Genomic DNA, 16466 nt, shown 5'->3' with positions numbered 1-16466 from the left:
GTGCTCCTTATATTTTGGAGAGCGTAACTAGTTAACTTATGTCACGCCCCCTTTGTGCCATCACGTGAAATTTCTAATAATCAAAAGAGGGAAAAAGGGTCGTTTTTTCATCTGATTTTCATTGACTTTTCGCGGTTACAAGAGTAGCATACAGTCTTGATAATTCAATATTTGTGAGGATATCGTTACAAGTTTAACGAAGGATTTTTTCATGAAAAGGAGTGTAGAAAAAGTGGAGTATTTGAAACGTTTGTTGGTCGGACGTCCATTGAAATCCGCAGAGAATGATGAACAAAAACTGAGCCGGACGGCGGCCCTTGCGTTGCTATCTTCTGATGCTTTGTCTTCGATTGCTTATGGGACAGAGCAGATCGTTGTCGTATTAGTGGCACTTTCCGCTGCTGCTATCTGGTATTCATTACCGATCGCTGCTTTTGTTATTATTCTTTTGATTTCATTGACCTTGTCTTACCGTCAGATCATTCATGCTTACCCTCACGGTGGTGGGGCGTATGTAGTAAGTAGTGAAAATTTAGGGAAAAATGCGGGCCTGATTGCCGGCGGCTCACTGTTGATCGATTATATGCTGACAGTAGCAGTATCCGTCTCAGCAGGGGCGGAAGCCATCACTTCTGCTGTGCCAGCGTTGTTCGGCCATCAAGTGGCGATTTCTGTTGTGATCGTGCTCTTGATCATGATGATGAATCTGCGAGGGCTGCGAGAATCAGCTAGCTTCTTAATGATTCCTGTCTACACCTTTATCGCAGTGATCACAGTCTTGATCGTGGTCGGCTTGTACAACATCGTAACTGGTGCGCAACCGTTGAATGCAACCGCACTGCCAGGAGCTGTGGTGCCTGGGGTATCCGTAGCCTTGATCTTACGGGCTTTCTCATCAGGTTCCTCTTCTTTGACGGGGGTCGAAGCGATCAGTAACGCGGTGCCATTTTTCAAAAAACCACGGGCGAAAAATGCAGCTGCGACCTTGACGATCATGGCTGCGATCTTAGGGTTCTTCTTTGTCGGCATCACTTTTATCAACTATTGGTATGGTATCGTACCAGAAACAGAAGTGACCGTTCTATCTCAAATCGGTTCCGCCGTTTTTGGTCATGGGTTTATGTACTACGTTTTGCAATTTGCCACAGCGCTGATTTTAGCAGTTGCCGCAAATACTGGATTTTCTGCCTTCCCCGTGTTGGCGTATAACTTAGCCAAAGACAAATATATGCCACACATGTATCAAGACCGTGGGGACCGTCTCGGCTACTCAAACGGGATCATCACCTTGGCTGCTGGTTCCATCGTCCTATTGTTTATCTTCCAAGGATCGACCGAGCGTTTGATTCCGTTGTATTCCATCGGGGTATTCATTCCTTTTGCACTATCCCAAAGCGGAATGGTGATCAAATGGAAAAAAGAAGGCAAAGGCTGGTTCTTTAAATCGATCGCCAACATCATTGGGGCTTTGATTTCTTTTGCGATCATTGCCATCTTGTTCGTGTATCGCTTAGGCGATATTTGGCCATTCTTTATTATCATGCCGATCCTCTTGTATATCTTTTACAAGATCCATGATCATTATAAAAAAGTCGCAGAACAGCTGCGATTGGAAAAACAAGAAGCACTGCATGTCTATGAAGGAAATACCGTGATCGTTCTCGTCGGAAATGTTACCCGAGTAAATATCGGCGCATTGAACTATGCCCAATCGATTGGTGATTATGTCGTAGCGATGCACGTATCGTTGGATGAAGATGTGAAGAAAGAAAAAGAAATCGAACAAGAATTTAAGCAAAAATTCCCAGACGTGCGTTTCTCCGTCGTTCATTCTTCTTATCGTTCGATTGAAAATCCCATCTTACGTTATGTGGATCTAGTCAGCCGCAATGCAGCCAAACACAATTACACAACGACCGTCATCATTCCACAGTTTGTCCCAAGACGTCGCTGGCAAAATATTTTGCACAACCAAACAAGCCTGCGCTTGCGTTTCAGACTCTCTTGGCGTGAAAACATCATTGTAAGTACGTACAGTTACCATTTGAAGAAATAACAAAAAGCTGATTGATCCTTTGTAGGATCAACCAGCTTTTTTCGTTTTCCTTGATGCTGCAGAGCTAAGAAGCGATTGAGGAGGGGCGAATGTCGCTCTTTCATTGCGGGAAATAAATATGAAAGTTATAGAAACTGTATGTAGGCTTTCTAGTAACAATTTTTTCAATCTGTTTAAGGAAAAATTTGTGAGTTTAGAAAATAAAAGAGATTGACAAGAGCGCGAGAAAGCGCTATTTTTGAAACAATATTAGTTAAAGTCGAAATGATGGAGGAAGAAATGAGTTCCAAGAATAACAGTATGGTGAATAAGTCTCGAGCAAAGATTGACGGAATGGTAATAATCCCTGGAGATCCTAAAAATATTCGAGGCAAAATCGAAGCACAAGACAGCTATTATCAAACCCAAGATGGTAAAAAAAGACGTATCCGCATGATGTTTCCCGAACAGCAAAACAAAAAGAAGAAATATCCCCTTGTTTTTCATATCCAAGGATCTGCATGGATGAAGCAAAATCTAAATAATCATTTGCTAGATTTAAAAGAAGTGGTAACAAATGGCTATATTGTGGCTATTATCGAGTATACTCCGATTCCTGAGGGGATTTTCCCAAAGCAAGTGGAAGATTGTAAGCAAGCAATTCGTTTTTTAATGACAAAAGCTGAAGAATACTCTATAGATACAACAAACTTGTTTTTATCAGGTGATTCCAGCGGGGGACACACTGCTTTATTGTGTTGGGCAACTTGGAATCAACCTTTCTTAGACTCTTCGACAACTCCCTTACCACCAATTAGAGGATGTATCGATTTATATGGAGTTTCAGATTTAACGACGATTGCTGATTATCCTTCTTCAGTAGACCATACTCATATTGAAAGTCCCGAGAGTCAATTACTGGGTGGGAAAATACCAAAAGATCATAAAGAAGAAGCTGAAAAAGCATCTGTACCTTATTACCTGAAGAAAAATAAACAATTAGCCCCCTTACTAATCATGCATGGCAATCTTGATACAGTGGTGCCATTTGAACAAAGTGTCGAATTATTTGCTCACTGTCAATCGTATGAAGTAACAGCTGAATTTTATGCTATAGATAATGCGGATCACGGCGGCAGTCTTTTCTTCTGTGAGGCTGTACTAAAAAACATCGTGTCTTTCTTAAAAAAATATACGCAATAAATGAGCGATAGTTTACTAGTCACAAGGTAATAATCTAAGCAATGCTAGATTTGAATATGAGTGATTGAGTTTGATCGGTGTCTCCAAAAGGAGACATGCTGATCAACTCTTTTTTTGTTTACTTGAATACTGAAAAGGGTCTAACTCTTTCAAGAAATGCACTTTGTCTAACCACTGGATTGAAATTTTGAGATCATGGATAAAGCTGCTGAGGTGAAGGTTTAACTTGAAAATTTATTTTTCAAGAATAAATCAACTTTGCATAGATGCGTTACGGTTTCATTTAAAACCCTGTAATAAATAAATTTAAATAGTTTAAATTCTTGAATTATTTATTCAGTAGGACAGGCCTTACTGGAAATCAGTTTTTAGACTAATTTTTGGGATACGAAATAAAAGCGACTTTATATGCAGCTTCGTTCTAATAGACAATTCCTTATTAGTTGTTTTAGCTATAAAACATTTTTAGTTTGATATCTTGATCGTAATTCCCAAACCCCTTGCCAAAGAGGGTACAACCGCCGACATGCTCGGCATCTTCTTTGACTTCCACTTTTAAATGCCACGTATCTTCGTAGGCAGGTATATCCTTGATCGTAATGTCGGAAAGAGGAACACCTTCCATGTAGGTTCCATGATCCATGATGCGAATCGTCTTTAATAACCCGTACTGATTGAGATTGTCTGGATACCAATCCGGTGTATACTTGCCGCGAATATCTGCAAAATCCCCTGGGCTAGTCCATGTACCAAGCTCCACACCATTTAAGCTGAAGGTGATATCTGACGGCCAGTTGTTATTGGAAAAAGGAAATTCAGACGAAACTTCCATTGAAATCTCCATCATTTCGAGTTTTTCTTCTTTTGCTAAGAAGTTTGGCGATTGGTATTCGACAAATCCTTTCGTAAACCACAAGATGCGGGCATCCATTCGTCGGGGATCCATGAAAAACTTCGGTTCATCCACCATTCCCACAAAATCAGCTGAAGTAGCAAGCCCGCACGTTGGTTCTACCGAATAATTTGTATAATGACCGATCGGTATCGCCGTTTCTTTCGTATCAAAGGCATTAAAGATTTTCTCAGGAAAGTTGATATCGATATGATCCACTCTCAAACTGGAAATCTTTTTTTGCCCCACACGCTCTGTTTTGATGATTTTGGCTTCCTCTAATTTTTTGATGTGCATCGTAACGATGGCACTACTTAAGCCTAACTCTTGTGCCAACTCTTTGACATTCATCTTGTTTTTAGCCAGCAATTGAATGATTTTGATTCGCACGTTACTGGCAAGTGCCTCATAGACTGGCAATGCTTCTTGATTGATTTCTAATTGCATCGTGTCACCTCCGCATAAACTGTTTGATTTACTTGAATGTTAACATATTTGCTAATTTGTGTAAATAGCGTTGTTTATTTCGTTAGTTATTAATATATTTATTAATTAATATAGATATTATCTTGAATAAATTAATCAAAATATTGTTGACAGCGATTACAAATCAAGTTATGATTTATTTGTAAATTGAAAGTGTTTGCAAACATCAATTTCTATGTTTTGTTTTTGTGAATTGTTTATAGGCTTCTTTATAGGAAACATCTTAGGTGTTAGGAATTATTATGAGCAGTTAGTAAGGTCTTTTTTAAGAGATGTCAATGAACAAATGTGATAACATACCTGCAAATATCTATAAAACTTGAGAGGATGGAAAAGATGAACATCAAAAAGGTTATTTTTTCGGGAGCAGTTCTAGGTTTAAGTAGTTTGGTATTAGGGGCCTGCGGAAACAGTAATAATAGTTCAGGTGATGATAGCGGAAGTAAAGAAATTACGTTTATGTTTCGAGGTGGCGAGGACGAGAAGAAAGCCTATGAAACAGCAATTAAACAATTTGAGGAAGAAAATGATGTAAGCGTTAAGATTATTGCCACAGATGCTGATCAATATGCAACAAAGCTGCAAGCGGCAATCTCAGGCGGTAATATGCCCGATGTTTTCTATGTAGAACAAAGCAATCTAATGGCTTACGTTGATAATGGTGTTTTGCTAGATATTACGGATGAAATTGAGAATTCAGATTTTGATCTTTCAAACATTTGGGAATATGGGGTAAACAGTTATCGGTATGATGGTGAAAAAGTTGGTAGCGGTGCTTTGTATGGATTACCAAAAGATGTTGGACCATTTGCTTTAGGATATAACAAAGACATGTTTAAAGAAGCTGGTATTGATTTGCCAGATACAGATACGCCTTATACATGGGATGAATTCGTTGAAGTATCTAAACAGTTGACGAAGGATTCTGATGGAGATGGAAATCTTGACCAATGGGCAACAGGATTTAACGTAAACTGGAGTTTACAAGCTTTTGTTTGGAGTAACGGAGCAGATTGGATCAACGAAGCCAAAGATACCGTTACAGTCGATACACCAGAATTTGCGGAAGCATTGCAATGGTTTGCGGATCTGCAAAATGTGCATGAACTCACCCCTTCAATTTCTGATGCACAAACATTGGATACGTATCAAAGATGGATGAATGGGGAGATTGCTTTCTTTCCTGTAGGACCTTGGGATATGAGTACGTATGCTGGATTAGATTTTGAGTATGACTTGATGCCTTGGCCAGCAGGCTCTACAGGCGAATCTGCAACGTATATCGGTTCTTTAGGAATTGGTGTTGCCAGCAAAACCAAACATCCAGAAGAAGCAGTGAAATTAGTTGAATATTTAAGTGCATCTGAAGAAGGACAACAACAATTAGTAGACGCACAGATTCAAATTCCTAACCTGATTGATATGGCTGAAGAATGGGCTTCTGATACGGATAGTGTGCCTAATAATAAACAAGAATTTATTGACATCGTCCAAGATTATGGTCGCGCTTTGCCAGTAGCAACAACCTACAATGCAGAATGGTACGATGAATTCTTTATCAATATCCAACCTGTGTTAGATGGAGATCAAACGGCAGCGGATTATTTAAAAGAAGTTCAACCTAAGATGCAAGAAAAACTAGACTCAGCGATTCGCCAACAAGAAACAGCAAGATAGACTCACTGGGGTCACATATCTATGTGACCCCAAAGATTTTTATGGAGGGACGCGTAATGGAACAAGTGGAAATAAAAAAAACAAAAAATAAAAATAGTCTTTATGCAAAAGAGCACAAAGTTGCTTTCTTGTTCGTTCTACTTCCAGTTTTAGGATTTATTTTGTTTTCATTGATACCTTTGGGCTATTCGGTTTATGCTGCCTTTACAGATTGGAACGGTCTAGGGCAAATGAATTTTATCGGTCTTGAGAACTTTCAGAAGCTTTTTAGAGATGAGTACTTCTATAAGACGATGTTTAATACCGTCTTTTTGATGTTAGGAATTCCAATCGGTTTGATTTTGTCATTTATGCTGGCATCAGCACTGAGCAGAGGAATTAAAGGAACGACGATTTTTCGAACAATCTATTATATTCCAGTCATCTCATCATTAGCAGCCATTTCGATTTTGTGGCAATGGGCTTACAATGGTGATTTTGGTTTAGTCAATCAGGTCTTGGATATCTTCGGTATCAGCGGCCCTAACTGGTTGCAAAACCCATCAACAGTCAAACCGGCAATTATTATTATGTCTGTTTGGAAAGGCTTGGGCTATTCGATGCTCTTGTACTTGGCAGCGATTCAAAGTGTACCCAAAACCTTTTATGAAGCAGCAGAATTAGATGGTGCTTCTTCTTTTCAAAAGTTTCGCAATATCACTTGGCCGATGGTTAGACCAGTCACTTTCTTTTTAGTCGTTACGAATATTATCGGCGGCTCACAAATCTTTACGGAAATAAACATTATGACACCAACTGGCGGACCACAATATAGCAGTGCTACGGTCGTTTGGTATATCTGGCAAAAAGCTTTCAGAAATTGGCAAATGGGTTATGCAAGCAGTATGGCGTTGATTCTAGCAGTATTGGTTTTTGTGATAACAGCATTCCAATTCTATATGAACAATCGTTCAAGCTATAAATTAGATTAGGAGGGAAAAGAATGAAAAAACTGAAAATAAGCAACGTACTCATTATTTTAATTCTCTCCCTTGGAGCAGTTATTATGGTGGGGCCGTTACTTTGGATGATCTCAACATCGCTAAAAGACCGAGCTGGCGTCTTCCAGCTGCCACCTCAATGGATTCCAGACCCAGTACAATTTGATGCGTACAAACGTTTATCTGAGCTGGACACTTTGTTCTCAGGGATTAAAAATACAGTGATCGTTTCACTTTCTGTAACTGTTGTAGGTACTCTGACATCCAGTTTAGCTGCCTTCTCATTTGCCAAATTACGGATGCCGCATAAAGATGCGCTATTTCTAATTCTTTTAGCCGCTTTGATGATTCCCTATCCAGCGGTGATGATCCCACAATTTATGATGTTCTCCCAAATTGGCTGGGTTGATACGTTATTACCATTGATCATTCCGGGAATGTTTGGGAATATCACGATGATTTTCTTTTTGCGACAATATTTATCTAATATTCCTGATTCGATCGTTGAGGCGGCAAAAATTGATGGGGCGGGCTATTTACAAACCTTTATCCAATTGATTTTCCCGTTGATTCGTCCAGCAGTTGCTGCTCAATTTATTTTATGGTTTATGGGCGCTTGGAATGACTACTTAGCACCATTGATCTACTTGAATAGTCCAGAAAAACAAACATTGCAAGTAGTGATCGCAAACTTAAATGCCGCCTATGCAATTCAAACGGATTATCCGTTGATTATGGCAGCTTCCGTTGTTTCATTACTTCCGGTTTTGATCGTATTTATTATTTTCCAAAAGCAAATTATTGAATCAGTTGCACTTTCTGGAATGAAAGGGTGAGTAGATGTTTCTAAAAGCAATGAACTGGCTAAATGCATTCGTACTTCTGATAGAACTAAATATTTTGTGGCTTCTAGGTATTTTAGCTGGTTTTTTTGTGGTCGGCTTTGTTCCCAGTACTGTTGCTGTCTTAACGATTCTAAATAAAGAGGATCTATTTACAGGCTATTACTCTTATATAGAAGTATTGACTTTATTTTGGAAAAACTATGTGTCAGCCATTCGCTTATACAAATGGCGGGTCTTTATATTTCCACTTATTCTAGGCATTCTCTATTTGGAATTGCTGATTGTGCAGCAAAGTGATCTAATGAGAGCATTTTTCCAATGGCCACTTTTGTTTTTGTTCAGTTATGTGATTTTAGTATTGATCAATTTATCCTTAGTCACTCGATTGAGTAAAGATAAGTGGAGGAAAAAAGCCGTTTTTTCATTGACGAGTCCATTCTTGTTACCAAAAGAATCGTTTCTTTGCCTTTTGATGGTTCTCACATTTTCAATTGTTAGCATGGCGTATCATTGGTTCTTTTTTGTCGCAATTTCAATCTTTTTGTACAGTGCCAGCAAGTGCTTGTTGTCAGGCTATAGCAAGAAAGGATTGTTAAAATCATGATCAAAAAATTTCTTTTCTCGTGTGTTCCTCTAATGGTTCTTTTATCTGGCTGTACTGCTTCTGCAGTTGAAGAAGTCTTGTCCCCTCCTGAGTTTGCCGATGTTAGTGTCCATGACCCATCGGTGATCAAAGCGGATGATACATTTTATATTATTGGATCACATATGCAATTTGCCAAGTCTCAGGATTTGATGAAGTGGGAGCAGATATCTAATTCAGTATCTGAAGATACACTATTTGAGAATATTCGAGAAGAATTGGCAGAAGAGTTTGAGTACGCACAGACAGATACGTTATGGGCTAGTGATATCCAACAGTTTAAGAATGGAAAATACTATTTGTACTATTGTTTGTGTCAAGGAACTTCACCGCTCTCCGTAATGGGAGTGGCGGTATCTGACTCTATTGAAGGTCCTTATGAAAAAGTCGAATCTTTTCTTTATTCAGGAACCTCTCCGCAGTTTGGTGAAGCGTACAATGCAGCGATTCATCCAAATGCGATCGATCCTCATGTTTTTTATGACAATGAAGGAAAATTATGGATGGTCTATGGATCATACTCAGGTGGGATTTTTATCCTAGAAATGGATGATGAAACGGGTTTGCCTAAAGATCGCAATTCTTACGGAACACATTTGATGGGCGGAAATCACAGTCGCATCGAAGCACCATACATTCAATATAATCAAGAAAATGGCTACTATTACTTGTTCACTTCATTTGGTGGGCTAGATGCAGACGGTGGATATAACCTTCGAGTCGCGCGGTCAAAGAATCCCGATGGTCCTTATGAAGACAGCCAAGGAAATCCAATGGCTGAGGTCAAAGGGAAATTTGGAACGGTTTTTGATGACGCAAGTATTCAAGACTTCGGAACTAAAATTATGGGGAACTTCCTATATACCGAAAATACGAGCAATGAAGGGGTGGGCTATGTTTCGCCAGGTCACAACTCGACCTATTATGATGAAGAAACCAATCAATATTACCTGATTTTCCATACACGTTTTCCAAATAGCGGAGAATACCATTCTGTGAGAGTCCATCAAATGTTTTTCACAGAAGCAGGCTGGCCGGTTGTTTCTCCATTGAGATACAGCGAAGAAACGATTGCTGACTATACAAAGAATCAAGTTACGGGTGCCTATACGCTGATTTCCTTTGACAAGTTTTTAACGGATGATTTGAAAGAACCACAGGAAATTACAGTTGAAAAAAATGGCACGATCAAAGGTGATCGCACTGGAACATGGGAACTAGCAGAAAAGAATAGTCAAGAAGATTCAAGTGTGGTTATCGATGACACTGTTTACAAAGGGAAGTTTCTTTCCGGCTGGGATGAAAATCAGCAAAAGCAAGTAATGACATTTACAGGTACCTCCGAAACAGGATTACCATTATTTATTGTTAGGAATGAGGAGTAAGGTATGGCAAAAGCAAATGCAGAGACAATACAAAATCCAATCGTGTATGAACGAGCAGACCCTTGGGTATATTTACATTCCGATGGTTACTATTATTTTACAGGTTCAGTTCCTGGGTATCAGTCGATTGAACTTAGACGAGCGAAAAGCCTCAATGAACTGGAAGATGCGGAAAGAAAGACGGTTTGGCAGGCACATGAGTCGGGACCAATGAGTGAATTGATTTGGGCGCCAGAAATTCATTTTATCGCTGATAAGTGGTATATCTATTTTGCCGCGAGTGATAATGAAGAGATCAGAAATGAAAATCATCATCATCGAATGTTCGTGATCGAAAATAATGCAAGTGACCCTTTTGAAGGGGAATGGGAAGAAAAAGGACAGGTCATCACGCAATTTGAAAGCTTTAGTTTGGATGCAACTGTGTTTGAACATCAGGAGAAACTTTATTATGTTTGGGCGCAACAAGATCCAAGAATTCCAGGAAACTCTAATCTTTATCTATCAGAAATGGAAAATCCATGGACGCTAAAAGGAAAGCAGCTTTTACTATCGATCCCTGAATACCCTTGGGAACAGATTGGTTTCATGGTGAATGAGGGACCAGCCGTGCTTAAGCGAAATGGTAAGATTTTTATCACTTATTCTGGCAGTGCTACAGATGAAAATTACGCTATGGGATTATTGTGGACAGACGAAAATAGTGATTTATTGAATGGATTTTCTTGGCACAAATCCCAAGAGCCAGTCTTTCAAACGTCAGAACGGAATTCTCAATATGGACCGGGACATAACTCTTTTACAAAAGGGGCAGATGGTGAGGACATTTTAGTTTATCATGCAAGACCAGAAAAAAATCAGGCAGGCGATCCTCTGGCAAACCCGAATCGACATGCAGTTGCACAACCATTCACTTGGGATGAAAAAGGATTCCCAGTCTTTGGCGAGCCGGTCGCAAACAATAAATTAGAGATGAAGGTGAACTGATTGACGATTAACATTCAAAACACAAAATCAGGAACAACGATCAGTAAATATATCTACGGTCATTTTGCAGAGCATCTAGGCCGTTGTATCTATGAAGGATTATACGTTGGAGAAGATTCACCGATCCCAAATAAAAATGGGATGCGGATCGATGTGGTTGAAGCACTGAAAAACATTCAAATCCCTGTGCTGCGTTGGCCAGGCGGCTGCTTCGCCGATGAATACCATTGGAAAGACGGGATTGGTCCTAAAGAAAACCGCAAAACGATGGTCAACACGCACTGGGGCGGCGTGACTGAAAACAATCATTTCGGGACCCATGAATTTTTTGAATTGATTAAGCAGCTGGAATGTGACGCGTATGTCAACGGCAATGTCGGCAGCGGAACGGTGCAAGAAATGTCGGAATGGGTGGAATACATCACGATGGATGGCATTTCTCCGATGGCTGATCTTCGCAGAGAAAATGGCCATGAAGAAGCGTGGGAAATGAAATTCTTTGGCGTAGGAAACGAAAACTGGGGCTGCGGCGGCAATATGCGGCCAGAGTACTATGCGGATCTGTATCGCCGCTATCAAACCTATGTCCGCCAATACGGTGACAAAAAAATCTACAAAGTTGCTGGCGGAGCGAATGTCGCAGACTATCATTGGACAGAAACGCTGATGAAAAACGCCCATTGGTTGATGGACGGCCTAAGCTTGCACTACTACGTTCATCCGCAAGGCTGGGAAGAAAAAGGTAGCGCCTTGGAATTTGATGAGGCAGAGTGGCAAGTGACCTGTGAAAAAGCAGCCTACATGGATGAATTATTGACCCGCCACAGCGCGATCATGGACCAGTATGATCCAGAACAGCGTGTGGGAATCATTGTTGATGAATGGGGCACTTGGTTCTCAGCAGAACCTGGTACGAATCCAGGCTTCTTATACCAACAAAATACGATCCGTGATGCCATGGTCGCAGCGATCACCTTGAATATTTTCCATAAACATGCCAAGCGAGTGCATATGGCAAATATCGCACAAACCGTCAATGTCCTGCAAGCGATGATTTTGACAGATGGCGAACAAATGGTGAAAACCCCAAGCTATCATGTATTTGATTTGTACAAAGTCCATCAAGATGCTGAAACCATTGATAGCCATGGAACTAGTAGTGATACCATTACGTATACGATTTCGAAAAAAGAGGATACGATCCATCTATCGGTTTGTAATTTTGCTACCCAAGGCACGGAAGAATTATCTTTCTCCCTTGAAACAGCGATCAATGAAGTGAAAGAAGCTCGTTATATCGTGGGGGACAAAATGAACGCACACAATGATTTTGATCATCCTGAAGATGTGGTGATCCAAGACTTCACCGCTTACAATGTTGAAGAGAACAAAGTCAGCTTGCGGGTGCCAGCAATGAGTGTTCTAACGATCTCATTGACAGTCTGACCCATGACTTGTAAAGGGTGCGAAGTGAAAGATGCTGCTGCAGCAGCACAGGAAGACATTGAATCCTTGATTGCAGAACAACTTTCTTTAGAAAGCGACTTGGCTTCGCCGGAGATCGTCAGTAGGAGAATCGCTGTTTGTGAGGCTTGTCCATTGCGATTGAATCATACCTGTACCAAATGCGGCTGCTTTTATCGGTTTCGCGCAAACTTAGCTAAGAAAAACTGTCCTGCAGGAATGTGGGAACAAACAGGACAGCTCGTCAAGTAGCTGTCCTGTTTTTATAAAATAGCATAAATCAATTAGGAGATGAGGGAAGACATGACAGCGATCAATGGGGTTCATGATCCTACGATTATTGAACATGAAGGCACCTTTTATTTATATTCAACGGACACCCAACAGCCCAAAACGGCAGGTGTACCAATTCGTCGTTCAAAAGATTTGATCCATTGGCAATTTGAGAAACAGGCATTGTCAGAAATGCCTGAACCAGCAGTAAAATGGAGCAAAGCTCAAGGACTATGGGCACCGGAAGTTATCCGCTACAAGGACGAATTCCGTATGTATTATTCTGCTTCGACATTCGGCAGTACCACTTCTTTTATTGGCTTAGCTACAGCATCAGATCCTTTGGGCCCTTGGGAAGATCAAGGAGAGGTTATTAAAACCAATGCTACTCTTGCACAGCATAACGCGATCGATGCCAATATTGCTTTTGACCGCTCAGGTGAGCAGTGGTTTGTCTATGGTTCTTTTTTTGGCGGAATCTATATTGCTCCATTGAACAAAGAAACTGGAAAACTTCAAGAAAAGAGCTATGGTCAACGGATTGCTTTTCGTCCGAAAACAGTTGATACTGCTATTGAAGGCCCATTTATCTATTATCATCCTGAAACCGATTATTATTATTTGTTTGTTTCTTTCGACTCCCTTAACGATTCGTATAATATCCGTGTCGCACGAGCAAAAGAAATTACAGGGCCATATCTGGACTGGCATGGTACGGCCATGACGGATCAAGAAAAGACGCCAACCGAAGTAGGGACTAAACTGTTGGGCAGCTATCAGTTCTCAGAAGAACCAGTTGTATACGCTCCTGGTCATAATTCGATCTTTACGCAAACCAATAAAGAAAGCTTCGTTGTGCATCATGCACGGAGAAAACCATTCAGTGACCAATTCCATTTACAGATACGTAAACTCTATTGGCTGGAATCAGGCTGGCCAGTAATCTCTGCTTCAATCTATCAAGGAAGTGTTTCACGAATGCCAGAGCAGGAAACTCTGTTAGGAAAGTGGGAAATCATCCAATTTGATCATGAAGCTCAAGTTATATCTTCTCAACTGCAAGAAATAACAGCATTAAAAAAAGAAGGACGAAGTTACTTGTGGGGAGAAAACGAATTTGTCCCATATTATGAGTACATCGACCAAAAAGAAAGGTTGTTTTTCTCTGGAATCAATGATCAAGGCGTTGCGTTTCTTGGTCGAAAAGTGTACGAAGAATAAAAAACAAGCAGCACAATGAGTAGGTTACATTGTGCTGCTTATAAACGTATGCTGCTGCCGGCTTTACTAAATACTGCCTTTGAATAATCGGACACCATGAGTAGGAACCTCAGCATCGGCAATTGTTTGTTCTTTTTGTTGCCATAACTCAGTGCCGCTTTTAATTGGTAGTAAAGCAGCGATCGATTTTGGGATGGTTTGTGTTTGATCAGAAACATTGAAAATGGCATAGTAGACTGCTGTGTCGCTCAACGCCTCCCAAATGATCCACTCTTGATCACGATAGAACTCTTTTTTCGTATGGATTCTTCGATACATTTCTAAGACTTCAGTATTCGTCAATAAACGTAAGGTAAAAGGATCGATGTCTGGTAAAGTACCACCGAACATCAATGGAGATTGGAAGATCGTCCATAAACTCATCAATAAGTATTGCTCGTCTTTCGTAAAACGTGTCCAGCTGTCACCACCGCCACCATCAACTGCTCGAATGCCGATATGACCCAGCGGTAGCATATCACAGTCAGGCCAGTTACCTGGACGAACGAAAGGTGCCCACTCTGCTGCTCGGTCAAACATGGAGTAAAGGGCGTCCCAATGATCCCAAAAGTCATCCGTCAAGCGCCACATATTGGCATGATTTTGAAAGAAACTACCATTTTTGAGGGCAGCTGGTCCGGGAGACAAAGAAAGGACGATCTCTCGACCCGATCGATCGATCGCACGGCGAATCGCTTTGATTTCTGCTTTATGGGCATCACCGTAAATTTTCGAATCGCCGATATCATCCACCTTTATAAAGTCAACACCCCAAGAAGTATATAATTCGAGCAAGGAATCATAATAAAGCTGTCCTTCAGGCAATGAAACATCGACCCCATACATATCGGAATTCCAAGGACAGATTGAATTCATAGCAATGTCCCGTGCCCGTTTATCCGTTCCTTTGATCGGCGTATTTTGATGAACTGCTTGTCGTGGAATGCCGCGCATGATATGGATACCAAACTTCAGCCCTTTTTGATGCAGATAGTCACCAAGTTTTTTGAAACCAGCGCCATCTGTTGCTGAAGGGAAGCGGTTCTCAGCAGGAATCAAGCGAGAATAGTCGTCCATACACAACGGATAAAAATCATTGTACCTTGTAGACTTTGCTTCTGGTTCGCTCCATTGAATATCCACGACGACATACTCCCAACCATAAGCTTTCAAATGCTCTGCCATAAAATCAGCATGGGCGATCACTTCTGCCTCGGTTACAGAAGCGCCATAGCAGTCCCAAGAATTCCATCCCATTGGGGGTGTTTGTGCAAAATGTAAAAAAGACATCGATTTCCTCCTAGTACGTTTTTCTTATAGTATAGTAAGCAATAAAAAAGAGAGGGAAAGTTTTGTCTACTAGAAATAAAAAAGAAAGAAATCGTCAACGAATGAAAAAGGAGTTGATCAATGGTGTTTCCACAAGAAACAAACTATGCGAAGATTACAGCATACTATAGTGTTGCCCTTGAGCGTTTTTCCATGGATCCACATCAACACCCAGCGTGTGAGATCATGTTTGTGACCAAAGGGAAGTGTAAGATAAAGGTGCAAGATCAAGTAATTGTTCTGGAAAGAAATGATTTCGTTTTCATAAATGCGTTTGTGGAACACGCCTTACTCGTTGAAGGAGATTCCTGCACATTACTGAATATTGAATTTCTTCTAAGTGAGACACCGTCCGCCCTTTGTGTTCGTGATGTTTTTGCATACATCAAAGGAAATGTACAATTGAATGAGCCTTACGCGAAAAGTCGCGATGTCCGCCAATTTGGACAAGCGATCAAGTCATTGCTGCAGCTGCTAATGATCGATGATACTCAAGAGCAACCGTCTGCTGAACGGCAATTTACGATTGAGCTCTTGTTTAAGCGGATGCTGATGGAATTAGCCTTTTCATTACGTACGAAAGAAACCAAACGGGGCAATTGCTATGTGAACGCTGCGATCGACTATATTCAACAGCATTTTGATGAAGATATTCAAGTCCCCCAAATCGCAGCGGCGGTGGGGATTACGAAAGCCTACTTGCATAAACTCTTTCATGAGCAACTGGGAGTGACGGTCAACCATTTTCTCACCAGTGAGCGTCTGAAGCAGGCAGCATTTTTACTAAGCAATAGTCAGCTGCCAATCGTCGAAATTGCCGCTCAAGCAGGATTCAACAGCAGGCAGCACTTTAGCAATACCTTTAAACAGAAAAAAGGCATGAGTCCTAAAGCCTACCAGCTCTTATATAAGCAAACGATCAAAGAGGAGGCAGGGCAACATATCACAGGAGATGATCCGAACTTTTTATTAATGAAGTAAATATGAATTGAATGATCAAGCATAAA

General features: G+C 40.7%; 14 protein-coding genes. 12 read left to right on the top strand and 2 right to left on the bottom strand.

Going from position 1 to position 16466, the window contains the following annotated elements; genetic code table 11:
- Positions 1 to 232 precede the first annotated feature (232 nt).
- The gene (locus IAE45_RS11130; RefSeq protein WP_200126235.1) at positions 233 to 2056 is read left to right on the top strand and encodes an APC family permease; all 1824 of its coding nucleotides are present in this window, start codon (positions 233 to 235) and stop codon (positions 2054 to 2056) included.
- 279 nt (positions 2057 to 2335) lie between these two features.
- A complete protein-coding gene (locus IAE45_RS11125; protein ID WP_200143128.1) occupies positions 2336 to 3238 on the top strand; it encodes an alpha/beta hydrolase in 903 nt (300 codons plus the stop codon).
- A 448-nt stretch (positions 3239 to 3686) separates the two neighbouring features.
- On the opposite strand, the gene IAE45_RS11120 is transcribed toward IAE45_RS11125, so the two are convergent.
- The gene (locus IAE45_RS11120) at positions 3687 to 4577 is read right to left on the bottom strand and encodes an ArsR/SmtB family transcription factor (RefSeq protein WP_086293906.1); all 891 of its coding nucleotides are present in this window, start codon (positions 4575 to 4577) and stop codon (positions 3687 to 3689) included.
- 375 nt (positions 4578 to 4952) lie between these two features.
- On the opposite strand from IAE45_RS11120, the gene IAE45_RS11115 reads away from it, so the two are divergent.
- The 9 genes from IAE45_RS11115 to IAE45_RS11075 are packed head-to-tail and all read left to right on the top strand — an operon-like array spanning position 4953 to position 14091.
- Complete coding sequence (locus IAE45_RS11115; protein ID WP_015508887.1) at positions 4953 to 6293, top strand: ABC transporter substrate-binding protein; 1341 nt, start codon at positions 4953 to 4955, stop codon at positions 6291 to 6293.
- Positions 6294 to 6349: 56 nt separating this feature from the next.
- Positions 6350 to 7264: a carbohydrate ABC transporter permease gene (locus IAE45_RS11110; RefSeq protein WP_034872060.1), complete on the top strand. Its 915-nt coding sequence runs from the start codon at positions 6350 to 6352 to the stop codon at positions 7262 to 7264.
- Positions 7265 to 7275: 11 nt separating this feature from the next.
- A complete protein-coding gene (locus IAE45_RS11105) occupies positions 7276 to 8109 on the top strand; it encodes a carbohydrate ABC transporter permease (protein ID WP_005232200.1) in 834 nt (277 codons plus the stop codon).
- 4 nt (positions 8110 to 8113) lie between these two features.
- Positions 8114 to 8722 (top strand): DUF624 domain-containing protein, encoded by a 609-nt coding sequence (locus IAE45_RS11100; RefSeq protein ID WP_005232198.1) that lies wholly within the window; start codon positions 8114 to 8116, stop codon positions 8720 to 8722.
- Positions 8719 to 10146 carry a glycoside hydrolase family 43 protein gene (locus tag IAE45_RS11095; protein WP_200126218.1) on the top strand — a complete coding sequence of 476 codons (1428 nt, stop codon included), beginning with the start codon at positions 8719 to 8721 and terminating at the stop codon, positions 10144 to 10146. The genes IAE45_RS11100 and IAE45_RS11095 overlap by 4 nt, the downstream gene beginning before the upstream one ends.
- A gap of 3 nt (positions 10147 to 10149) precedes the next feature.
- Positions 10150 to 11133, top strand: coding sequence for a glycoside hydrolase family 43 protein (locus tag IAE45_RS11090; RefSeq protein ID WP_015508891.1), 984 nt, complete (start codon positions 10150 to 10152; stop codon positions 11131 to 11133).
- Complete coding sequence (locus tag IAE45_RS11085) at positions 11134 to 12579, top strand: alpha-N-arabinofuranosidase (protein ID WP_195265329.1); 1446 nt, start codon at positions 11134 to 11136, stop codon at positions 12577 to 12579.
- Positions 12580 to 12582: 3 nt separating this feature from the next.
- Complete coding sequence (locus tag IAE45_RS11080) at positions 12583 to 12849, top strand: DUF6171 family protein (protein ID WP_140966217.1); 267 nt, start codon at positions 12583 to 12585, stop codon at positions 12847 to 12849.
- Positions 12850 to 12900: 51 nt separating this feature from the next.
- Positions 12901 to 14091: an arabinan endo-1,5-alpha-L-arabinosidase gene (locus tag IAE45_RS11075; protein WP_200126216.1), complete on the top strand. Its 1191-nt coding sequence runs from the start codon at positions 12901 to 12903 to the stop codon at positions 14089 to 14091.
- A gap of 66 nt (positions 14092 to 14157) precedes the next feature.
- On the opposite strand, the gene IAE45_RS11070 is transcribed toward IAE45_RS11075, so the two are convergent.
- On the bottom strand, positions 14158 to 15420 hold the full coding sequence (locus IAE45_RS11070; RefSeq protein ID WP_200126214.1) for a glycoside hydrolase family 27 protein: 1263 nt from the start codon (positions 15418 to 15420) through the stop codon (positions 14158 to 14160).
- A gap of 120 nt (positions 15421 to 15540) precedes the next feature.
- Between IAE45_RS11070 and IAE45_RS11065 the strand changes: the two genes are divergently transcribed.
- On the top strand, positions 15541 to 16440 hold the full coding sequence (locus IAE45_RS11065; protein WP_200126212.1) for a helix-turn-helix domain-containing protein: 900 nt from the start codon (positions 15541 to 15543) through the stop codon (positions 16438 to 16440).
- The last annotated feature ends 26 nt before the right edge of the window (positions 16441 to 16466 follow it).

Source organism: Enterococcus sp. S53, from assembly GCF_016516865.1.
In the GTDB taxonomy this organism is placed as follows: Bacteria; Bacillota; Bacilli; order Lactobacillales; family Enterococcaceae; genus Enterococcus_D; species Enterococcus_D innesii.
Note: the sequence above shows the minus strand (reverse complement) of the source record. Positions and strands in the feature narration are given on the sequence as shown.

Excerpts from the sequence above, each read along its gene's own strand:
- IAE45_RS11125 (WP_200143128.1), top strand. The coding sequence starts at position 2,336 with ATGAGTTCCAAGAATAACAGTATGGTGAATAAGTCTCGAGCAAAGATT.
- IAE45_RS11120 (WP_086293906.1), bottom strand. The coding sequence starts at position 4,577 with ATGCAATTAGAAATCAATCAAGAAGCATTGCCAGTCTATGAGGCACTT.
- IAE45_RS11115 (WP_015508887.1), top strand. The coding sequence starts at position 4,953 with ATGAACATCAAAAAGGTTATTTTTTCGGGAGCAGTTCTAGGTTTAAGT.
- IAE45_RS11110 (WP_034872060.1), top strand. The coding sequence starts at position 6,350 with ATGGAACAAGTGGAAATAAAAAAAACAAAAAATAAAAATAGTCTTTAT.
- IAE45_RS11105 (WP_005232200.1), top strand. The coding sequence starts at position 7,276 with ATGAAAAAACTGAAAATAAGCAACGTACTCATTATTTTAATTCTCTCC.
- IAE45_RS11100 (WP_005232198.1), top strand. The coding sequence starts at position 8,114 with ATGTTTCTAAAAGCAATGAACTGGCTAAATGCATTCGTACTTCTGATA.
- IAE45_RS11095 (WP_200126218.1), top strand. The coding sequence starts at position 8,719 with ATGATCAAAAAATTTCTTTTCTCGTGTGTTCCTCTAATGGTTCTTTTA.
- IAE45_RS11090 (WP_015508891.1), top strand. The coding sequence starts at position 10,150 with ATGGCAAAAGCAAATGCAGAGACAATACAAAATCCAATCGTGTATGAA.
- IAE45_RS11080 (WP_140966217.1), top strand. The coding sequence starts at position 12,583 with ATGACTTGTAAAGGGTGCGAAGTGAAAGATGCTGCTGCAGCAGCACAG.
- IAE45_RS11075 (WP_200126216.1), top strand. The coding sequence starts at position 12,901 with ATGACAGCGATCAATGGGGTTCATGATCCTACGATTATTGAACATGAA.
- IAE45_RS11070 (WP_200126214.1), bottom strand. The coding sequence starts at position 15,420 with ATGTCTTTTTTACATTTTGCACAAACACCCCCAATGGGATGGAATTCT.
- IAE45_RS11065 (WP_200126212.1), top strand. The coding sequence starts at position 15,541 with ATGGTGTTTCCACAAGAAACAAACTATGCGAAGATTACAGCATACTAT.